The organism is Duganella sp. CY15W (genome assembly GCF_009857555.1).
Taxonomy (GTDB): domain Bacteria; phylum Pseudomonadota; class Gammaproteobacteria; order Burkholderiales; family Burkholderiaceae_D; genus Rugamonas; species Rugamonas sacchari.
The window spans coordinates 1-20,767 of record NZ_WWCQ01000004.1 but is presented as its reverse complement, the minus strand read 5'-3'; the positions used below and the strand labels follow the sequence as shown (position 1 = coordinate 20,767).

The 20,767-nt window shown below is 53.4% G+C and carries 20 protein-coding genes, 1 tRNA gene and 1 pseudogene; 14 read left to right on the top strand and 8 right to left on the bottom strand.

All coding sequences use genetic code 11. From position 1 onward, the window contains the following. The first annotated feature begins 122 nt into the window (after positions 1–122). The 4 genes from GTP58_RS20110 (at position 123) to GTP58_RS20095 (ending at position 3,398) form a co-directional block, all read left to right on the top strand. Positions 123–446 carry a hypothetical protein gene (locus GTP58_RS20110; RefSeq protein WP_161078955.1) on the top strand — a complete coding sequence of 108 codons (324 nt, stop codon included), beginning with the start codon at positions 123–125 and terminating at the stop codon, positions 444–446. 104 nt (positions 447–550) lie between these two features. Next, positions 551–1,429, top strand: coding sequence for a hypothetical protein (locus GTP58_RS20105; protein WP_161078954.1), 879 nt, complete (start codon positions 551–553; stop codon positions 1,427–1,429). Positions 1,430–1,502: 73 nt separating this feature from the next. After that, positions 1,503–2,096, top strand: coding sequence for a hypothetical protein (locus tag GTP58_RS20100; RefSeq protein ID WP_161078953.1), 594 nt, complete (start codon positions 1,503–1,505; stop codon positions 2,094–2,096). 96 nt (positions 2,097–2,192) lie between these two features. Further along, complete coding sequence (locus GTP58_RS20095; protein ID WP_161078952.1) at positions 2,193–3,398, top strand: hypothetical protein; 1,206 nt, start codon at positions 2,193–2,195, stop codon at positions 3,396–3,398. 84 nt (positions 3,399–3,482) lie between these two features. On the opposite strand, the gene GTP58_RS20090 is transcribed toward GTP58_RS20095, so the two are convergent. Then, the gene (locus GTP58_RS20090) at positions 3,483–3,806 is read right to left on the bottom strand and encodes a single-strand-binding protein/primosomal replication protein n (protein ID WP_161078951.1); all 324 of its coding nucleotides are present in this window, start codon (positions 3,804–3,806) and stop codon (positions 3,483–3,485) included. 313 nt (positions 3,807–4,119) lie between these two features. Here GTP58_RS20090 and GTP58_RS20085 point away from each other — a divergent pair, with 313 nt between their 5' ends. Then, entirely contained in the window at positions 4,120–4,377 is a 258-nt protein-coding gene (locus GTP58_RS20085) for a hypothetical protein (RefSeq protein ID WP_161078950.1), read from the top strand. Between the two features lie 181 nt (positions 4,378–4,558). Here GTP58_RS20085 and GTP58_RS20080 read toward each other — a convergent pair whose 3' ends face one another. Beyond that, positions 4,559–5,941 (bottom strand): replication-relaxation family protein, encoded by a 1,383-nt coding sequence (locus tag GTP58_RS20080; RefSeq protein WP_161078949.1) that lies wholly within the window; start codon positions 5,939–5,941, stop codon positions 4,559–4,561. A gap of 841 nt (positions 5,942–6,782) precedes the next feature. Between GTP58_RS20080 and GTP58_RS20075 the strand changes: the two genes are divergently transcribed. Further along, positions 6,783–7,433 (top strand): hypothetical protein, encoded by a 651-nt coding sequence (locus GTP58_RS20075; protein WP_161078948.1) that lies wholly within the window; start codon positions 6,783–6,785, stop codon positions 7,431–7,433. A gap of 196 nt (positions 7,434–7,629) precedes the next feature. Then, positions 7,630–8,070, top strand: a complete 441-nt coding sequence (locus GTP58_RS20070) for an acetyltransferase (RefSeq protein WP_161078947.1) — start codon at positions 7,630–7,632, stop codon at positions 8,068–8,070. A 115-nt stretch (positions 8,071–8,185) separates the two neighbouring features. Here GTP58_RS20070 and GTP58_RS20065 read toward each other — a convergent pair whose 3' ends face one another. The 4 genes from GTP58_RS20065 to GTP58_RS20050 form a co-directional block, all read right to left on the bottom strand. Continuing rightward, entirely contained in the window at positions 8,186–8,812 is a 627-nt protein-coding gene (locus tag GTP58_RS20065; protein WP_161078946.1) for a hypothetical protein, read from the bottom strand. 178 nt (positions 8,813–8,990) lie between these two features. Further along, complete coding sequence (locus GTP58_RS20060) at positions 8,991–9,512, bottom strand: hypothetical protein (RefSeq protein ID WP_161078945.1); 522 nt, start codon at positions 9,510–9,512, stop codon at positions 8,991–8,993. A 102-nt stretch (positions 9,513–9,614) separates the two neighbouring features. Continuing rightward, entirely contained in the window at positions 9,615–10,337 is a 723-nt protein-coding gene (locus tag GTP58_RS20055) for a TIGR02391 family protein (protein WP_161078944.1), read from the bottom strand. Between the two features lie 147 nt (positions 10,338–10,484). Beyond that, complete coding sequence (locus tag GTP58_RS20050; protein WP_161078943.1) at positions 10,485–11,192, bottom strand: hypothetical protein; 708 nt, start codon at positions 11,190–11,192, stop codon at positions 10,485–10,487. 302 nt (positions 11,193–11,494) lie between these two features. Here GTP58_RS20050 and GTP58_RS20045 point away from each other — a divergent pair, with 302 nt between their 5' ends. From GTP58_RS20045 to GTP58_RS20035, 3 genes are all read left to right on the top strand, one after another. Continuing rightward, positions 11,495–11,701, top strand: a complete 207-nt coding sequence (locus tag GTP58_RS20045) for an AlpA family transcriptional regulator (RefSeq protein WP_161078942.1) — start codon at positions 11,495–11,497, stop codon at positions 11,699–11,701. Beyond that, positions 11,698–12,984 (top strand): phage/plasmid primase, P4 family, encoded by a 1,287-nt coding sequence (locus GTP58_RS20040; RefSeq protein ID WP_202413793.1) that lies wholly within the window; start codon positions 11,698–11,700, stop codon positions 12,982–12,984. Before GTP58_RS20045 ends, GTP58_RS20040 begins: the two co-directional genes overlap by 4 nt. A 468-nt stretch (positions 12,985–13,452) precedes the next feature. Further along, entirely contained in the window at positions 13,453–13,785 is a 333-nt protein-coding gene (locus GTP58_RS20035) for a hypothetical protein (RefSeq protein WP_161078941.1), read from the top strand. Between the two features lie 60 nt (positions 13,786–13,845). Here GTP58_RS20035 and GTP58_RS20030 read toward each other — a convergent pair whose 3' ends face one another. Then, positions 13,846–15,339, bottom strand: a complete 1,494-nt coding sequence (locus GTP58_RS20030) for a site-specific integrase (protein WP_161078940.1) — start codon at positions 15,337–15,339, stop codon at positions 13,846–13,848. Positions 15,340–15,517: 178 nt separating this feature from the next. Beyond that, a tRNA-Pro gene (locus tag GTP58_RS20025) sits at positions 15,518–15,594 on the bottom strand. A 119-nt stretch (positions 15,595–15,713) separates the two neighbouring features. Here GTP58_RS20025 and GTP58_RS20020 point away from each other — a divergent pair. From GTP58_RS20020 to GTP58_RS20005, 4 genes and pseudogenes are all read left to right on the top strand, one after another. Next, positions 15,714–17,075 (top strand): amidohydrolase family protein, encoded by a 1,362-nt coding sequence (locus GTP58_RS20020; RefSeq protein ID WP_161078939.1) that lies wholly within the window; start codon positions 15,714–15,716, stop codon positions 17,073–17,075. Between the two features lie 150 nt (positions 17,076–17,225). After that, a complete protein-coding gene (locus GTP58_RS20015; RefSeq protein ID WP_161078938.1) occupies positions 17,226–19,553 on the top strand; it encodes a TonB-dependent receptor in 2,328 nt (775 codons plus the stop codon). 41 nt (positions 19,554–19,594) lie between these two features. Further along, a pseudogene (arsC, locus tag GTP58_RS20010) lies at positions 19,595–19,939 on the top strand (arsenate reductase (glutaredoxin)); the annotation flags it as partial. A 5-nt stretch (positions 19,940–19,944) separates the two neighbouring features. Beyond that, the gene (locus GTP58_RS20005; RefSeq protein WP_161078937.1) at positions 19,945–20,640 is read left to right on the top strand and encodes a DUF6445 family protein; all 696 of its coding nucleotides are present in this window, start codon (positions 19,945–19,947) and stop codon (positions 20,638–20,640) included. Positions 20,641–20,767 lie beyond the last annotated feature (127 nt).

The window sequence follows — 20,767 nt, the reverse complement described above, 5'->3', positions numbered from 1 at the left end:
ACGAATTGTCGTTCACCCTGAATTTCACCAACTATTGGTACCGATTGGCTATTGCTAAAAAATTTCCATGTGGTAATATTTTGGTATGGTAATTTCGCCAGTATCAATTTATTGAGGTCGACTTGAGCAGCAAATTAGTTTCGAACGCAGTGAGCATTGTTAATAGCTTAAGCAAAGACATTTCCGGCAACTTGGTGACCGGACAGGAGTCACGCGTTGCCGAGTACCTGCAAATTCAACGCACTGTTCTCGATGCATTGGTAGACAAGCTGGAAGCAGGAAGCGACTTCAAGGCAGAGCAAAACCTCGAGAACGTCTTGGAAGCAATCAATGGAAAGCTTGACGCGATGACTCCATACGACCAAGGAGTCGTTGACGAATCACTCAAAAAATGGGCTGCGAAAGGTGTGACGTTGTCCTCCTTGGTGGACCGTCAAGCTGCGTGACAAAAAGGAACTGGAGCCCGTCAAATAAGACGGGCTTTTCTTTTTCATTGACTCCAGTGCCGCCTTATCTCAACTTGTTTTCGACCAAATACCAGAGGTAATAAATGTCAAAGCAGTCCGTCGAAGTCGTTTCACTAAAGTCCACACAGGCCGACCTGAAGCACTCATGCATTTTCACGGGAGTTCCAGTCTCTAAAACCAATGGAGAGCACGTTATCCCCAACTGGATGCGCACGGCGTACGACCTACATCATCTTCCTGTCGAGATGGGGGAGACCCTCCAATTCGCTAAGGTGAAAGAATTCCGTGCTCCAGCTGAGTCCAAGGCAAACAACGATTTCGGTAAGGTGGAGGATAAGGTTAGAAATCAAGGAGCAAGTCTGGACGAGTTGCATTTGTGGTCTAAAAAAATCGCAGTTGGGATGCTTTGGAATCACTGGCGTCTGTCCGCTAACGAGCGTCACCCCAATGCGCCTTCTCCCTTTGACGAGCGCCATCTTCGGTTCGCGCTACAGAACTTCCAAGAGGAATTTAAACTCTGGCGCGAAAATCGATATGTTAGAACTGGCAGTACCGTAATCCTGCCCAGGGACATTGAAGGAATATCGCTGGCCCATGCGTTTGGAGCTACCGTCAATGAAGGTTACTCCATGACCCACGATGCGATTCAGCCATTTGGCTACATGGCGATTAGCTATAAAAAGAGTCTCATCGTATCTTCCTTCTACGATGACAAGACGCTTGAAGAAGGAGGCATTCGGGGACAATGGGAGGAGTCTGGACTCAAGGCAGAAAAAGAAATTGCTCGAATTCGTGCAGGCCTGTCGACTATCTTCGCTGAACATGCGACAAAAGCTATCTCGGAATTTGCCGAGCAGGAGGTGGCGTTCGATGACCTTTTCAAATTGATTGCGTATCAACTTGGCATAGTTGTTTTGGACGACAAGCGGTCGTATAGATTGCGGACGCCTGAAGATGCGTGAGACTCAAAAAAGGCTAGATTTTCATTCGGCGAGATATCGGAATCCAGTATGTGTACAAAGGTAGAGATAGGTAATGAAGAGACGTGAGCGCGACTTCATTGCGTTGTTCAACGCACTTTGGTATCAGGACTTTCCCGTAATACCTGGCCATGAGGACCTCGGTAGACGCGCAGTGTGGACGACTCATATCGCGTCGACCGTCAAGAAGTGCAGCGACCTAATGGGCCTGTTCACATGCTTCGAAAGCGGCGGTCGTACAGACGCTGTGGTACAGAATGCGAATCGAGAGACATGGGCGAAGGTTGAATGGGAGTGGTACCAGCCGAAGAATGAGAAGGTCAATGAAATCCATAAGCTTGCAGCGGCCTATGAGCAGGCAGATGCGTTCATATTCATTGGATATAGCCGCCCAGAACATCATGCAGAGAATCTGGCGAAGATAAAGCAAACTTGGGGTAACCTTGATAGGCCCTTAATCGTAATCCTAGTAACGTTTTCTTTCCACGGGAAGCAGCGCCGATTTGAGCTTGTGCAAACCCACTACATCAAGAACGGAAGCCATAAGCAGGTCAGGAAGCAACCAGCGTTGCCATGGCATGTGGAGGGGACGAAGTGGGCTGCGTTGTCGAACGCTGGTGCAACTCTTGACCTATCTGAAGGCGAGTAAGCTTGGTACGAAGGTCTTGAACCGATGCAGTCAATCGAGAAGACGAAGTTTTAATGGAAGAGCGGTGGGATAGTTTGCGACTTAGAAAGGCTTACGATGAACAGCAGGAAGGCAGCGATGACAGGGCCGGAGAAGAAGCGCCTAATTATCGAGGAGAAATGTTTTAAACCGTTTGAGAGGTTTCTTGAGTCGGAAAAATACAGTGAAAATATATACTCCGAGCTTGAGGCCGAGGGAGCTCGTTTGTGCGAAGAATACATGCCGGATACCCCCCATTTCTTCCTAGTCGAAAGCGCCCGTTCTCAGGCAGTCACGATTCACGAATATGCTGTGGTGATGGTGTATAGGGGGATGCTGGACTTAATCTTTAACCTATCATCTATGATGGCTGCTGTTACTCAAACACCGACCCCTCCGCCAGAACACGCAAAGATGCCGTGGCAAGTCAACATGCTGGCATGGTTGGAGGAGCGAGACTTCTGGTGGGAAAATGAAGAGTATTGGTGGTTGCACTGTGCCGAACACAGAACGGTCTTTGATTACTACGTGAAAGGACTGTTTAAATTCATTGTACTGCACGAAATAGGCCATCAACATAACCTACATAGTCGAGGTCGAGTGCTTCAGTCGTCGAAGGATGTTGAGGCTGCAACTGAAGACTTGGGGGACGACAATCCATCGTTTATGCATAAGGTAGAACCTGACGATAGTGACACTGCTACCTTGAGTGCTAAGCAGAATATCGAGAGTCAGGCGAGGGAGATTGTCGCTGATACGTATGCATTCCAGTTTCTCGTCGAGGAAATGTACGACGATGTTTGCTGTGACGAGGAGGACAAAGGTAAGGAGGCTGGGCTAGCACTTGCGGCAGCCTACTCTGCACTGTCTGTAGCACATCTATATTTTTGGGGGCGGGCAGCATTAGCAGGTCAAGCTTCTGCTGAAGAGATTGGAATGCACGGGTATCCTTCGCACCTCTTTAGAATTCATGCGATTGAAGCTGCCTTCCTTCAACATGGATTCGCCGCAATGTGTGATATTCCGGCGTCCTACGCTGTCTCGACTGCTCTAGCCCAGAGTAACCACACGTTTGCAACAATTTCGAAGAGGTACTCATTCGTGGACTGGCGCCTTGGGGCAAATCATCCTGAGTATGAAAAGCATTATCGAAAAATCTGTGATGAAGTCCCTAAATGGTCAAATGGATTTTTTGGAGTAAAGGATGATGAGTTGTTCGAGCTGATTTCGAAGGCTATGGAAGCAGGTCTTGAAGCAAGTCCCGATGTACCTAATAAGGAGTAGCTTGACGTCGATTCGGTTCAGCGAACCACCTAAGGTTTTTGTGATGAGAAGCCACCCCTCGCGGGGTGGCTCAAATGATTCAACTCATGCTGGCAATGGCTCTTCAACTTCCGTTGCCGACATCTGCTTAACTATTTTTGTCGCTTCGAATGCAATGATTAGAAGCGTACCTGTCGGTTTCCCTTCGCGAGACAGATAGAAGTCCGCCTTCAACTTCCCTGTCACCTTGACGAAGTCACCCTTTAGAAGACTGGGGTCCTCGTCTTTCATGATTCGGACGGTGTACCAAGTGGGAGCATCGTCTTTGCCTCGCTGGCTTTCACACATACGAAACTCGTAATACCCTTTGCCGCTGACCTTGGCGACTTTACGTTCTGGCGCCGTGGCCACGTTACCAAATGCTTGCATAGTTATGTCCTTTTCTAGAAAAGGAGGCAGCAAAAAACTGCGCTCCAATTCGTATAGCAACTTCGCGTAGTAGGGTAAATTTCTTCAGCGTTACCACGTCCACTGACAACCGCATTCGATGCTCAACCGGCTTCACCTTCATGAGCATAGATAGCCAAGTGTCGGATGGTCGGCGTACAATCGGTGGCGGCATCCATGAGCGCGTTCGGGGCAGTGAGCACTCCGTATGATTGCCAACGGGGCCAACATATGGCGCTATCGGCGGTCAATCCTGACCCTGGCGGGCTTATCACTTGAACAGATGAGGTGGGTGATGACGAAATCGAACAGAGTAAAAGCCAAGAAAAAATCAGTCGTCGAAACATTAGAGAACTTTCAGTCTATGGCTGCAAACGGCCATTTGGAAGGTGCTTTGATGGACGGTGCGATACCGGAACTTGCACTGCCGACTAAAGCAAGACCAAAACGCTTTTCGCAGCTGATACCTTTCGAGCGCAGCACATTGGACTATGAAAAGTACTGTGATTCGCTAGCTACGGATTCAATGGCTCAAAAGCCTCACAAGGAATAGCGAATCCAACGTCCTGGCGCTATTGAAAGGCCGCTCCCGCTTGGGAGCGGTCGTGCGTCAATCATTGGCTAGTACGGTCAAGAGAGTTTCACACAGCGGCCGCACTGAGCGCCCATTCTTCCAGCTGTCGCGAGGCCGTCCTTCTCCAGTTTCAGCGCTGAAACTGACCGTTGCTTCTCGTCTAAAGCCGCTTTAAGTTCAACGGGAACTGCGACACTGGCATGGGCCATTTTCCAAGGGAAGTAGGGCGATGATACGGAAGATAGTTCTGCTCGAACCAACCAGCCGGATTAGATTTCTCCTCATCGCTACCCTTGTAGTTTGGCAGCCATGTTGGCAGGAGTTGGAGAATTACCTGTCCAACGCAAGCATCCTCCAAGCCCGTTGCGCAATCCCGTGCTCGCCAAATCTCAAAGATATAGCTGTCGCTATTAGAGGCCGGAAGACACTCGTCGCAGTCGCCGCTATCAAACTCTTCCTTGGTGTTCTTGACTTGTACAACCCGAAAATTGTTATCGCTCTCCGTCAAGATAATTGATTTTGTTTCGCGAACCTCCTTCATCAATCTGTTTCGTAGAAGCCTAAAGTAGGAGGGGTTCGTCGCGTGTATAGATAGGCGCAGTAGTGAGGACTGTTCGAGTGGTAGCGAGTAAGCTGTCGCCAGTTCGCTAACGGGTGCACCTATTTTTCGAATGAGCCCCATTAGTCGCGCAGCTCTGGCGGGACCTCGACGACTGGCGTCTATTTCAAACCATGTGATGCCGTCGTCTTCCAATGCGACCGCATCTGGTAGCAGCTTAATTTTCCGACGACTAGCCGTACTACTGTTTGCGCTGGGTTGAGGGGTTACCTCTACTATGCCGCGCTTCTTCATTTTATTGAAGTTCGTGACATCCGGATTTAAAGCACGAATGATTTCCGATTCGGTAAAGGCACTCAAACCTCTGGCCTCGCACGCCAGCGTGATGAAGTCGAGCCAGAGTGTGTGGTTCGGATTGACCATATTTGCCGCGCGACGAATTGATGCTGTCCCTTCAAAGCCATACTCCTCAAGAAAACGCTTTCCGGCTTCAGTCATCGCGTAGATGGTTTGATGTCGCTCGGTGCGGTAGCTGAGGATGCAACCGCGTTTGAGTAGGCCGTTAAGCGCACGTCGAGCCGCCTGGCGAGCGGCGGTATATGGTCGTTCAGCGAAGCAGTACACCGCTATGTCCACGGCTCTGATGATGCGAAATCTGGCAAGGCAGCGGAGTACCTCAACTGCAATCTGCTGCTGCAAATCGCCCGGATGGATGCGGATGGTGATACCTCGTTGTACCGAGTGGCGCTCTCCTCTGCAATTCAAATTGCTTGACCGTCCAGTTGCAGAGCGCATCGTAGTGTTCGAGCTTACAATTGAGGTGACAACGCCTGTGTGTGATAGCGCGATGTCCATTTGCTTTGGACTGCCAGATGGGACCGTCTTTCTAACTGATGGTCTGCCGCCGACTTTCGTCGCGAGGTTATGGCCTGCTAAATAGTCCTTCTCCTTAGCTGCGCTGGTTTTCAATGGGATGTGTTTCATCGGGTACTTTCTATGGTTATCGTTATCGAGGAAGGCCAGCCATCTGGGTTCTTCCGAACGCGTTTTGGCCGCCTTCTTTCGTATAGCTAACCGTGAACCCTCGATGTAATAACCTGAACCGTTCGCGTCCTATTGAATGTTGGTACCGCCAAAGAATCGATGCGCGGCCGGATGCGGGCAGGGGGCAAATGTGTTTTCCCCTTATCCCGCCTTGCACGCTTGCGCGTGCATCATCTGTGTATTCGTCGCGACGTTCGCCAAAGAGACTGTTCTCCCAGTCCGGCTTCGCCGGGGCGCAACCCCGCCGACGGCCCAATATCGTCCCTGTTAGGCCACCCTGTTACCGGTGGGCTCGTCGGCACGCAGCTGTGTCTTCACATGCCGTGCTTTCCTGGCTACCCCAAATAGCGAAATCAACCGTGCTCTCGACGCAATTTGTGGCCCCGCGCCAGCGCCTCTCGCACTCGTGCTCGGGTTCATCAATGTCGGTCATGCGCTACTGCGTCGGCGGGGTTGCGCCCCGCCTCAGCCGTACCCGGTCGCGAGCAACTGCGCCTTCTTTGCCGTGACTCGATGGCATCCGCGACCCATACACGCGGATAACCGACTCACTAGGCACACTCCTGAACGTCGTGCAGCACCTCCTGCTACATCCATCGAGCTGAATGTCTCGTGCCATCAGGCAGGGGGTGTCAGTGCTTCGCATGTGTGCTGTCCTATGGTGAGGGTGCCGCCAGAAAGACTGAGCGGCCGGGGCTCTTTCACTGTCTTTTGTCTCACGGCGCATGCAACACCTTCTGCCGGTTGCTATATGTCTTTTTGAACTGAGAGGAGAAGCAAAATGCAGGTAAGAATTAGAGGGCGACAAGTTCATCTGATGGTGTCGCACTACCACCGCTACGACCCCAATACCCAAACAGGTGGCCGAAATACGGTAGAAACGAAGCACAAGTTTCCGGCGAGCGCGTTGGAAATACCTGCCAACATCGCGGAGCAGCTGACTGATGAGGAGACCGAGAAGGTAATGCAGGTTGCGATTCGTCCAGCGCGGGAACGTGAACGTCAACGTCTAGAACGCGTGCAGGCTGAACAAGTAGTCGCTGCTATGCATGGTATCGACCCAAACTGGCGTATCAAAGGCGCCACTGAATTTCTAACAGATGTACGGTCCGTTTACGATGAAAAAGGTCCTGAGTTGGATATGCCAGCACTGGCGAACATAGTCGTGCAGTGCGCAGAAATTGCGGTACGGGCTTCGTCTATAAGCAGGATGCCAGCAGAGACGTCGGCGTTGTTTCTAATGTCTTTGGCGACATCAATTTCGAGAATAGCGACACAGGTCGGAAGCGATGCTTTCCCCGCTGCCGATAAGGGCAATGTCAAAGAGAGCCCCATGTATAAGGTTTGGATGGAAGTGGGGGAGGCTAGGGCCGCTCTGCAAACTTCATTACAAAAAAAAGCCTTTGTACAAAAGCGCGAGAAGAAAGATTAGTGAACCCTCTCAGTAGAGGCGGATGCCGCCTCTACTTCTTCTCTGTACTAGCTCACACTTGACCGGATACATGACGTCCGATTGACGCCTAGTGGCTTTCGCCCCATTGCCACCATTCGCTTGGGAGGTTTGCCGCACTTAGGCGGTATTTCCAATGCTAGAATGTTCCCGTTTTTTTTACACCTGCTACCACACAATGGCTACTATTCGACTATCTCGCCCTGAAGAAGGCGCGCGTGCTGTTGAAATCTGGCGTCGAGCAGTTGATGCCACACATGATTTCTTGAGTCCAGCGGACCGCAAAGCCATTGAGGAATTAGTTTGCGACTTCCTCCCAAAAGCAGCGCTGTGGTTAGCAGTGGACGCCAACGATTATCCCCAAGCATTCATGCTTATGGATAACGCTCACATGGAGGCACTGTTCGTTGAACCCACCTCTAGAGGACTGGGTTTTGGTGCGGCTCTAGTCAGTCACGGCCTCACGCTCCATCCCATAATGACAACGGATGTCAATGAGCAGAACGGGCAAGCTATTGGATTTTACGAAAGAATGGGCTTCAAACGGATAGGCCGCTCACCACTGGATGGGCAGGGAAGACCTTATCCACTGATTCACTTAGCTCACGGCAGCTTCTGAGTTACTGCTGTGGGGCGGTGGACTCCGCCGAAGTCGCCTCGCAGCGGTCACCTGGTCCGGCAGTCCCGGGAACTGGTAGAGAGATTTCACCGTGTTGACACAGACTCAGAATCGGTCATGTCCGCTTTAACAGAAGTGTTGGGGGCAATATTGGTACAACCTGCCAATAGGTTTCCAATATCAGATTTTCGAAGTCAATTTTTTGTTCTTCACATAGTCCTGGACAAGGCTCCGGCAATATCCGAATGCGGGATTTGGCAAATGTTTTCCGCTCGCCAAGGATGAAGCCCCAAAACTCTATCTCTAGGAATTCACCTTCCGCTCTGGCCTCAAAATCAGTGAACTCAGAGTGAGACCACGGAATGGTAGCCGGTGTAGTCATCATTCCACCTGATGCTCCGTCTTGGGTCCATAGCTCAAAAATCATCTTGAATGCTGGAGCACCTATACGTTCTGGAACCTTAGCTACCCACTTGCCAGTGAGTTCGCTATCGTGCCTTCGCCTTGCCATTACATCGGCATAGGTTTCGTAAGCAATTTTCGGAATTTTAGGAATACTTCGGACGTTGTCCGGCCCTGCGACTATTACTGCAACCAGAATGGATGTAACTAACGTGGCGAGACTACCCAATTTCGATAGCCAGTCGCTGGCGGGCTTCTGAACTGGCGATTCGGTTTTGCGTGGCTTGATGTTCCTCCGCAACTGAACTCTTACCAATCGAGGGGGCGGAATACGGCGCACTGTATAGCTCTCGGATAATTTGATTTGAAGGTCTGGTGTCTAAGTATAACTAGGTGTCCGGTACTGGCTGGTAACGACCTCCCACAACTCTAACTCATCCGAAAGCTCGTGTCAGTTCAAGTCTGAATTGGTGCATCTTACCTAACAGATGGGTCGTCTCTGTCTTGGAAAAATCTCGTCAACCTTCCAGCCCTTTTGGCATGCTGTACTCGAAATAATTTTCATCCGTGCCATAACGATTTGAATATCGCGCGCCAGAAACCTCCGGTAACAAGTCACGGTATCGACCCCAGTTTAGAACATGGACGTCATGCAAATCCTCACCGAATTTAACGTTGAGGCCTGATGAGTTACCGGCTGGCCAATGCGAGTAAATCAAAAGACGCTCTACCATCGAAATTTGGTTTGCCCAGGTATCGTCATCGGGAGTTCCGTCGTAGCCGGACAATTTTCCAACGTAGACTTGCACGCGAGTCGAGTCTTGATTGTGATAGTTCCAGAATTCTTGAGAGAGCCTTCTGCCAAATGTCTGCTGCACTGCTTTTCCGAGGTAGAGCAGAACACCAGAGCCATAGATGGGGTGTGAACCATATATCTGGTAGACGCCGAAGTCAGCGTTGCCTTTTAGCTGCAACGCTTCTTCGTAGGTAAATGGTCCGTCCCATTGAACGTGGATGTGAACACGACTAGTAATTTTCAAATTGCTCCTCACTTTGATTGAGCTACTGCTTTTGTCGCATTCTGCCGAAGTATCGATGTGACTAAAACGCCCGGATAAGAGTAAACGCCTGTGCTGCGGCGATTAGGCACAGCGTCGAGAATCCACGATTTTCATCAAATGGCTAGCCATCACTATCATCTCACTGGCATCGACGGCGTTGAGGTGTACCCTTCGGTGGCTATGCGGATTCTTGTAGGAGCCTAGAGCTCCAGTCATAATGTTCAGAAGCGCGACACGCTCGCCAGCTGGCGCACTTTTATCGGTAAGAGGCCCTTTTTCGCCAAATGCCTTCTGGGCCAAAGGAACGCCAATATCATCAGCGGAGTAGCCACCAACAGCACGAATCGCTACCTCAAGCTCCCTGAAAGCCTGGAAAACAGCGGTGTCGTATTCTCCTCGCATAAACGCTGACCAACAACATTGCAGCGTGCTTGGATGAAGCATTCCTCGCGGTAGAATGACCGAACTAGCATACGCCTCAACCCCCGCGCGGTTATTCAGTTGCTTGCCTCTTCGAGTCACAAAGTGCCAGCCGGAGGTATCTCCAGGCTTCGGGGCAATCAGTCCTTCGCGCACGAGCCAGTTCCACCCCTCAGCCATCGCGTGTGCAACCTCGTCTCGCGACTCCACTGGAAATGCACCAAGCGTTTGTGGGTGGGTAAATGAAGACGGGTGTAAGGGGGAACCGATGCCATCCTCGGGAGTGACGGAAGTAATGAGTTCGAGTCCAAGCCCCGCAAGCTCTTCGGGTTGAAGAGCAAGCAGTGCTTCTGCATCGGGAACAAGCGCGTAGAGAGTGGGCATAGTCGCTTAAAGTGTTGAGAGGAAGGTTACCAGTGGGCAGCTGCCGAATTTAAATGGGCCTTTTATGGCGGTTTAGCTCCCGAAGACGGAGCATAGCAAGCGCTGTACTCCTTGTCGTGTTTTCCGGCTGGAACAAGCGTTTTTTTTTCAGTCACGCGTCAGGTCTCTCAGGCGCCCCGCCGCTTGCCACTCGCGCGCCTTCTCGAAACCGAAGTCCTCGGCGGCTTCGTCAAAATCTGCGTCTATAACGCCCAAGTGCCTTTCTTTTCGTCCTTTTCGGGCTTGACGTCGCTCTGCAATGTCTTTTTTCGTGACCGACTTCGTCGAGCGTGATAGCGCTGAGATTGCGTCGAACAGCTTATCCTTCACCGCGACCGTCAATGGTAATGAATAAGCGAACTGCTGGGCCTTCGCATCCCAGCTGCCCAACTGTGCGAGCTTCTTGAAATGAGTGATAGGCAGCAGCTTGGAAGCTGAGAATTGGAGGTTGAATTTGTCGACTACAACTTTGTGCAGCTTTCCATTCGAGGTCTGTTCGATGAGCACTGCGAATTCTTCCGCTGTAAGGGCAAGAAATTTCTCTCTGTCGTCCTGAAGTCTAGGTGCCTGCTCCTCGCGTTCTACGAGTTCAGCAATGGTGACCTTTTCCAGAAATTGGAGGATACCCATTTTGCTTTGTTCGTCCAACCAGCTGAATCGTAAATACCTCGCGGTCTGGGAAAAACCTCTTTTTGCCAGTGCTGCCTCTTGAATCATATCAGCTAGTGCGGGCAGTAAGTTCACGACGGGTTGTGTCAGTTCGATTTGCAGTACTTCGTTGGTATCTAAAAACGAATAGTGTTCATTGATGTTCATGTAGGAGCTCTCTTTTTGATGGGTTTATTTGCCGAACTAAGCCAGAGGTCTCTCTGCGCAAAGTGGCAGCGGTATTGCTGTAAACCGTATACACAGCTCCGCCTCGATTTTTTATCCGTTCCCGAATTTTTTTTCAGATTCACGATTTGCCGTTGCGTGCGCGAGTCCTGCCGCCGGTAGAGAAGAAATTTTTTTGAAGGTTGACGCTGCCAAATTCTGAAAAATCTAAAAGCAGGGACTACACATTCCAGCTACTCGCTGTGGCACCGCGTGGCGCCTAGTGGCGCCGTATTGAAAATTTTATGGAAGTAGAAGAAATGGATAAGCTTTTAGATGTGTTTGAACTTGCAGATGTCTTAGGGAGAAGCGCTGAGACGATAAAGAAAGACCTGAAACGAAATCCCGTGGCGGTGCCACCGCGAGTGCATCTGCCAGGTACTCGACTCCTCCGGTGGAGGCCTGCCGATGTTGATGCGTGGCTCGCAGAATATGTGATTGGAGGCGAATGATGGCTACTTCGTTTCAACCTCATGACTATGCGTGTCATCTTGAGCTGAGTGGTAACTACGTTAGCGATGTTAGTGGTCTGTTCCACTGGAATGAACTGTATTGGCAGTCGATACCTTTTTCCGACGCGGAGACAGCAGCATACAAGTGGCTTGTCAAACACCAACGCGATTTCGTCAGCGCATCAAATGCTACTGCGGCAGTTAAAGCAGCGATGCTTCATTGCCCGAGGCTGCCGAAGCCAAATGGAGACTTGGTCATACCGTGCCAAAACGGTTACCTAAAGTTTGCGGATAATGAGATAGTTCTTCTAAAACCATGGCAAGAGGCAGGGTTGCGATATGCACTTAAATGTTCCTATGAGCCAGGACACCGTCCGCAAGGAAAATTTCTCGCATTTCTGAACCGAGTTCTCCCGGACCAAGAGGTGCAGAAAAGGGTGCAGGAATACGTCGGACTGACTCTCACGCCAGATACTACGCATCAGCGAGCTCAACTATGGATTGGGAATGGTGCGAATGGTAAGGGGGTGCTGTGCAATATCGTTCAAGCTCTACATGGAAATCCCCGCTCAATCGACCTGGGGCAACTCCAAGAAAATCAATTCGCTCTTTCTGAACACCTCGACGCTAGCTTGATTTGCGCGGACGAAGTTCCTGCACGTCATATCAATGAGGGTTTGCTTAAGTCGCTAATCGCAGGTGAGTCAGTATCAGTAAATCGAAAATACAAAGACCCCATCAGCACGAGGATTACCGGAAAATTTCTGGTGCTAGGAAACCATCTTCCTCGCATCACTGACCATTCGGATGGCTTCTTGCGTCGCTGGGACATCGTGCCATTCGATGTGTCAATTCCAGAGCGGGAGAGGGACCCGCAACTCGCAGACTACATCATCGAGAATGAGTTATCAGAAGTTCTGAACTGGGCGCTAGAAGGGCTTGTGCGTTTGCGCAAGCGGGGTAGATTCGACCCACAAATACCAGCGTCAATGTCGAAGATGCTGACCAAAGCTAAAGCGGAAACCAATTCAGTCATCGCATGGGTTGAGGATGCAGATGTAACTTTGGCAGGAGAGGGCGAGCTCCGTGAAAAAAGCGCCGTATATGCCGACTATGTAGGGTGGTGCAAGCGCAATGGCTTTGTTGGAATGGCGTCCCCACGTTTTTGGACAGTCCTCAGTAGTGTTCTGCCTTGGACCGCCACGAGACCTAGAACGAGCAGTGGTATACAGACAAAGGCTTGTAACGTTTTTGTTCCTGGCGTAGAGCTGTGGAGACGATGACGTTCATCTGGCATTGATAACCGCGCTTACAGCGCGCTTTTTTTTGTGTCCGTGAGTCATAACCTGAGTCGAGTCGCTCGAAAGCATGGCTCATCAGAAAGCTATATTTTTTATGGAATTTCTATTGTTGAGTCGGGTGAGCTGGGTAAAAACTGAAACTTCTTTCTTCCTCCTGATAGCTGCAAAATTAGTTTTCGAAATCACCCGGCTCACCCGACTCAGATACGAAAAACCATAGAAACCTTAGGAAAAATGTGAGCCGGGCAGTTTCCTCCATCGAACTCACCTGGCTCATCGGCGGCATCCTACACGAATCCAGACTTTGACCAAAACGTTGCACTAGCCAAGGCATGGCTCATCGAAGCTTCGATATCGTCAAGGGGATAAAGGTTCGGTTTCTCACCGCCACGAAGGCACTGTTGCCTATACTATTTGCCGGAATTTTCCGGGGCCAGACAGGAGTTCACATTGAAAGACCAAAAGAATTTCATTACCGATTTTTTGCACCTTACTCTAGAGAGAGGCGACCATGACGATGATGTGGCAGTGTTGCTGTTGAAAGACCTCGTGAGCGACTATGCTCGTGACCAAGGCGTTGCCTACGATGACGCCGCAAGGCAGCTTAGTCACATGCCAGATTACCAAGGACGATTTGAAGTCTCGCTAGATGAGGAGGATGGGCAAAGAGTCGAAACCTTTGTATATCCTGGTGATAGCTTAATGAGCCTGCAAGCCATTCTCGATGCGATAGAAAATGGCGTGGACGGTTGGCTTGCGCGGGACTCTGCCCAGTCCGTATGAGTCAGATTTACAGCGGTAGGAAGGCGGGGTGTTTGCCCGCCTTTATTGTTTGGTCCTGATTCAAGCGGCATCCTTACCGAATAAAGGGATGACGTTGGAAGAAGAAGCTTCCGCTTGCGATATTCGCGCTACCTCAGCGAGTTTCAGACGTTTTCGTCCACGATGCACGGTTACGGATATCTCCGAACTGAAGGCCTCATCGAGCTTGTGGGCCATGTGGGTTGTACAAAGGTGTGCGTACCGCAGCAGCATTCGTACATCTCGATGGCCACTGAACTTTTGCAAATCAATGAGCGAAAACTTAGCGGTCTCTGCTACCTGGCTAATTCCCTCATGTCGGAGGTCATGAATTCGCAGGTCGGTAATCTTCGCTCGTTCGAGAATTCGGTCCCAAGCCTTGCGGAGGTGAGCGGCGGTGATGGGGAATACGCCACCCTCGCATTGTGGTAGCTCTTTCAGTTGCTCAACCAAATCGCCGCGCAATGGCAACGAGCGCGGCTGCCCATTTTTGGTCTCCGCGATGTACGCTGAGCGCTTTTCGAAGTCGACGTCTGCCCAATTCAGCTGGAGAGCCTCGCCGCGCCGCGCAGCCGTCATGATTTGAAAATTCACGAATGTTTCGAACAGCGGGATGTGGATGTAGTTTTGCTCCGCGACTTTTCTACATTGCTCCAGTGCTGCCTTGACCAACAGCTTTTTCTTGTATTTTGTCGGGAGGTGTTGAGCGGCCTCTCTGTCCAGGGCCATCAACTCTTCAACGCGCAAGTCGACGCTGCGTTTCTTGTCCTCTTCAAAAGCGGAGTCCAACAGGCGCTGGTGTTCATCTTGCTTTAAGCGGCGGTCGCGTTCATTAAAGTATTTAGGACGGCGCACAGCTTCCATCGGATTTTCGACGAGCCGATACTTCCAGACTTTCGTCGCCACTGTGAATACGGCACGTAGGCAGTCGATTTCGCGGTCTACTGTGGCGGGTTCGACTACCTCAAGCCGTTCGTCGATGTAGCCCTCGATGTCTTCCGTTTCGATGGCAGTGAAGGGCTTGCGCATCCATTGAATTTCGGATGAGGGGACACGCATTACCGCTTGGCGCGGCTTGTCGCTACCATCCTTCTCTTTGACGCCCTTCGTGGTTTGCCCTTCAAGGTCTGCCAGCCACCCTTTGAACTTGTACTTCTGGCTCTTCTCCCACCCCTTATGTTTGGGCCCTTCCTCTTCGATGTAACGCTTGAGGAGATGCTCGAAGGTCACATTGTGCGCTTTGGTGTAGTCGATGAATACGCCACTCTTACGCTCTGCCTCAATCCTGGCAATCGCCGTATCGGCATCCTCCAGCGACTTGAAAGTCTTCTGAAACAGCGGATATCCGGTCTGGCGGATTCGCACGAAAAAGCTGTCTTCCTTTTGTTTTAGCTTGGCCTTGTAGCCCTTTTCGGTCTCGAGCCAAGCGCAGTATTCATCCGCAGCGTCGCGGTTGGTGAAGGGGAATTCGCGATAGTACTCGTCTTTGTTTTTGACGGATACAACGAAGCGAGAGCGGTTTTCGATGGTTGCCATAGACACGTAATTTCCAAGAGTTGAAAAGACGTTTAGCAACCCTGGTGCGCGCTATTCTATCCGTCAGATTGCCTTGAGGCAAATAGGCGAATTTGGCACAGATTTGGCACAGATTTGGATTTGACACAGATTTATAAAAATCAAGTCTGGCGTTTATCCTTATAAGTAAAGGCTTTCTTGGTCGGGGCGGCGGGATTTGAACTCGCGGTCTCTACGTCCCGAACGTAGCGCTTTACCGGACTAAGCTACGCCCCGACTGTTGCAATAATTAAAACAGAATTTTGCATCCTTTTCAACCGAGCACAAGTAGTTGATGTACCTCTTCCGCTGGTTGTGGCACTATTTTTCCCTGACCATTTCTGGAGGAGTTATCGATGCGTATTCATCCTGCTTTGACCACTATCGCTGCCGCGTGTTTCGCTACCTGCGCGTCGGCCGCGCCGTCCCTGGTTGCCGTTCAGTGCGGCCAGCTGCTCGATACGCAGACCGGCAAGCTGCTGGGGGAGACGACGGTGGTCATTGATGGCAAGCGCATTACGCAAGTCAGCGCCGGCCGTCAGGCGCCTGCGGGCGCCACGGTCATCAGTCTGGCTGGCCAGACTTGCCTGCCGGGCCTGATCGATAGCCACACCCACCTGACCGGCCAGACCAGCCCGACCGGCTACTCCGACCAGTTCCGCTGGAATATCGCCGACTACGCCATCCGTTCCACCAACTACGCGCGCGTGACGCTGCTGGCCGGCTTCACCACGGTGCGCAATCTGGGCGATGCAGCCAATACTTCGATCTCGCTGCGCAATGCGATCAACGCCGGCGTGATTCCCGGTCCGCGCATTTTCACGGCGGGCAAAGCGGTGGGCTCCACTGGCGGCCATGCGGACGACTCGGATGGCTACCGCGCCGACCTGATGACCGACTACGGCCCCAAGGACGGGATCATCAACGGCACGGCCGATGCGTGGAAGGCGGTACGCCAGCACTACAAGGATGGCGCGGATCTCATCAAGATCATGCCGTCCGGCGGCGTGCTCGATGAAAGCAAGAGCGCGGACAATGCGCAGATGACGGTCGAGGAAATCAAGGCGGTCGTGGCTGCCGCGCACGATTACGAAATGACGGTGGCCGCACATGCACATGGCGCCGAGGCGATCCGCCGCGCCGTCATCGGCGGCGTCGATTCGATCGAGCACGGCACCTATATGAACGATGAAGACATGAAGCTGATGAAGGAACATGGCACTTACTACGTGCCGACCATCATCGCCGGCAAATACGTCGAAGGCAAAGCCAAGGTGCCGGGCTACTTCCCGCCGCAAGTGGCCGTGAAGGCTGCGGCGATCGGTCCGCTGATCCAGGGCACGGCAGGCCGCGCCTACAAGGCCGGCGTGAAGATCGCCTTCGGCACCGACGCCGCCGTGTATCCGCACGGTGAAAACGCCAAGGAGTTCGGCTACATGGTGGAGGCGGGCATGCCGCCGCTGGCGGCGATACAGGCGGCGACCACGCATGCGGCCGCGCTGCTCAAGCAGGACAAGGATCTGGGCAGCATCAGCGCTGGCAAGTTTGCCGACCTGGTGGCGGTGCCGGGCAATCCGCTCAGCGACATCAATCTGATGACCAAGGTCAGCTTCGTGATGAAAGAGGGTGTGGTCTACAAGCACAACGATCAGCCGCTGCCGTTTGTCGCCGCAGTCAACGAGGGAATCGCGCCCAAGGACGTCGATTACGGCCTGTAACGGGTATGCATGCGGTTGAAGGAAAGTTGTCTTTGTGGCTTCTTTCCAACGCCTTGGCAAACTTCTTGCTTTGTAAAAAGATCAATGTGGTTAATATAAACAATTAGCCCGAATTGCATCAATTTGGAGCAGCCAAGGAGAACACCGCACATGGATATCCGCCGCAAACTCATCGCCTCCGCCGTCCTGACGGCATTCAGCGCCCCAGCGTGGGCGCAACAGCCGCAGCCGTCGGACGAGATCGAAGTCGTCAAGGTGACCGCGCAGAAGCGCAAGGAAGACCCGGCCAAGGTCGCCATGAGCATCAGTGCGGTCACCGGCGCCCAGCTGCAGTCCGAGCATGTGCGTGACATTACCGACCTCACGCGGGTGGTGCCAAATATCTCCTTCACGGCGGCCAGCGGCAATGGCGGCGCGGGGCCGGGCACGTCCAACGTGGAGATACGCGGCATCAGCTCGACGGCGGGGGCGGCCACGGTCGGTATCTACCTGGGGGATACGCCGGTCACGGTGGGCAACGTCTACACGATGGGGAATATCGAGCCGCGCTTTTTCGATATTGATCGTGTGGAAGTGCTGCGCGGTCCGCAGGCGACCTTGTACGGCGCCAGTTCCATGGGCGGCACCATCAAGTTCGTGCCGAATGAACCGGACCTGAAAGAGCGCGAGTTCACCACCTACACGGAAGGTTCCAACACCAAGGGCGGCAGCGCGAACTATGCGGCCAATGTGGTGGCCAACTTCCCGCTGATCCCCGAGGAGCTGGCGCTGCGCATCGGCGTGCAGGCGCAGCAGACGGGCGGCTTTATCAACCAGGTGGATGGCAACGGCAAAGTCATCGCCAGTAACATCAACAAGATCAACGACCAGGAATTCCGCGCGGCGCTCAAGTGGCGGCCGACGCGTTCCCTGACGGTGACGCCGTCGGTCTACTATCAGCGCATCGATGCCAAGGATATCGGGGCATTCAATCTGGACCTGCCGCTGTACCAGGCGCAGAAGCAGGTGCGCGAACCGTCCATCGACAAGCTGTTGGCACCCAGCGTGACGGTCAACTGGGACCTCGGCGAGTTTGACCTGACCTCGGCCACCAGCTACTTCCAGCGCAAGTTCGACCGCACGCAGAACGGTTCGGCGTACAACAGCTATTCGCTATCGACCTTTCTGACATCGACCGAGGATGGCGGCAAGGCGCCGCCGGAACTGATTGCGGCGGTTGCCGGCTTGCCGTCGGCGGTGTATCTGAATAACCAGGTGCGGCAAGTGGCGCAGGAATTCCGTCTGGCCTCGCATCCGTATGACGAGAAAGTGTCACCGTGGACCTGGCTGGCGGGTACCTATTTCTCGCGCCAGCATACCAACATCATCGAGAACGATCCTATCTTTGGCGTGACGGATACCTTCAAGCAGTTCGGCTTCGATATCGCCGATCCTGACCTGCTGCCCGACGCGAAACCGGGCCAGTTCCCGAACGATAACTCGTTTGCGGGCGCCTTCCATTATCGCGAAAAGCAGGCCTCGATCTTCGGCGAACTGAATTACTATTTTTCGCCGACGGTACATGCCACGGTTGGTGCGCGCTATCTGAGGGCGAATACCACGCTGGAGCAGCGCAACGGTAACTACCTGGCCGGCGCCGGCAATAACAGCAGCGCCGAAACCAGCTCCAAGGCGTTCACGCCGAAGTACGCGCTGACGTGGGAGGTCAATCCCACCAATACCGTTTATACCAGCGTGGCGAAAGGCTTCCGGCTGGGCGGCGCCAATATCTATGTGCCGCCGACCACCTGCGGCCCGGATCTGGAAAAGAACGGCATCACGGCAGGCCCGCCAGCGTATTCGCCGGACAGCTTGTGGAGTTATGAGCTGGGCAGCAAATCGCGCTTCCTCAACAACCGCGTGTCGGTGAATGCGGACGTGTTCTATGTGAAGTGGAAGAACATCCAGCAGGGCGTGTACCTGCCGACCTGCGCCTACACCTACAACGCCAATGCAGGCGATGCCACCACCAGGGGCTTTGAGTTCGACATTAAGGCCAAGCCACTGCCTGGCCTGACGCTGAGCGCATCGGGCGGCTACGTGAAAGCCGAACTGTCGAACGATATCGGCATCGACAACGGCGTGGTGGGCGCGGTGGCGGGCGCGCAGATCCAGGGCGTACCGAAATATAACGCCGCGGTCAACGCGACCTACAACTTCTCCGCGTGGGAACGGCCGTCGTTTGTGATGGCGGGCATGCAGTGGGTAGGCGCCAGCAAAGGCTCGCTGGACCCGACGCAGACCGACCATGATCGTCCGGCCTATCACACCACCGATTTCAGCGCGGGCATGACGTTTGGCAGCTACGCCTTCACCGCGTTTGTAAAGAACGCATTTGATACCGACACCATCATCCAGCATCCGCAGGTGGCGTCGATCGTGCAGGGCTACCGCCTGGCGCCGCGCAGCATCGGCGTGAGCCTGGCGACCAAGTTTTAAGCCATAATGCTGCCTTTGGAATTGAGTACAAGGGCAGCATCATGAGCATCACCATCTATCACAACACCGCTTGCGGCACCTCGCGCAAAACGCTGGAAGCCATTCGCGCCAGCGGCGTCGAGCCGGAGATCGTTGACTACGTCAAAAACCCGCCATCGCGCGCGGCCCTGCAGGCGATGATCGCCAAGGCCGGCATCACCGTGCGCCAGGCCATGCGCAACAAGGGTGACCTGTATGTGGAGCTGGGTCTCGCTGACGCCGCGCTGCCGGACGAGGCGCTGCTGGATGCGATGATGGCGCATCCCATCCTGATCGAACGTCCATTCGTGGTGACGGACAAGGGCGTGCGCCTGTGCCGTCCGTCAGAACTGGTGCAGGACATTCTCTGACCATGTTGAATCCGCGTCCGGTAGTGCAGGCGGCGGTCATCGAGGATGGCCGTTACTGCCTGGTGGTGGACGATTTCCTCGCCGAGCCGCATGAAATGGTGGCGTATGCGGTCGCGCAGCGCGAAGCCTTCCGCGCGGCGCCCGTCAACTGCTACCCCGGCATCGAACAGCCGTTGCCGGCGGAATTCGACCGGGCGATGGCGGCGTTCTTCAACACCCATCTGGCGCCCGCGTTTGGCGCGATGCAGGCGCTGGGCCTCAGCACCCGCATGTCCATCGTCACACTCAAGCCGGAAGAGCTGATGCCGCAGCAGCGCATCTGTCACCGCGACGCGCGCGAATGTGCGCCTGGCGAGGGCGCGGCAGCAGCGGTGCTGTACCTGTTCGAAGACGCGCGCATGGGCGGCACCAGCTTCTACCGGCCGCGCCGGCATCCCTTGGAAATCGACCACCTGCTGCACCAGGCGCGGCACATGGAAAACGACGCCTTCAGCCGCGTGATCGGCGCCGCGCCGCAGTACTACAACGGCGACGTCCACTACTTCGAAAAGCTGGGCAGCGTGCCCGCCAAGTGGAACCGCGCCATCTTCTACGACGCCACCATCTTCCACAGCGGCCAGATCGGCGCGCCAGAACTGCTGAGCGCCGATCCTGCCACCGGCCGCCTCACCATCAACGCCTTTATCCGCTACCGCTAATCCGGGGTCAGATACCGTCTTGAATAGCAAGCCCTTTGATCTGGTAATTCGGATCAAAGGGCTTGTCGTTATGAATCACGCCATAAATCAAATGCACCAGCTTGTGCATGACGGCAGCGATCACAGC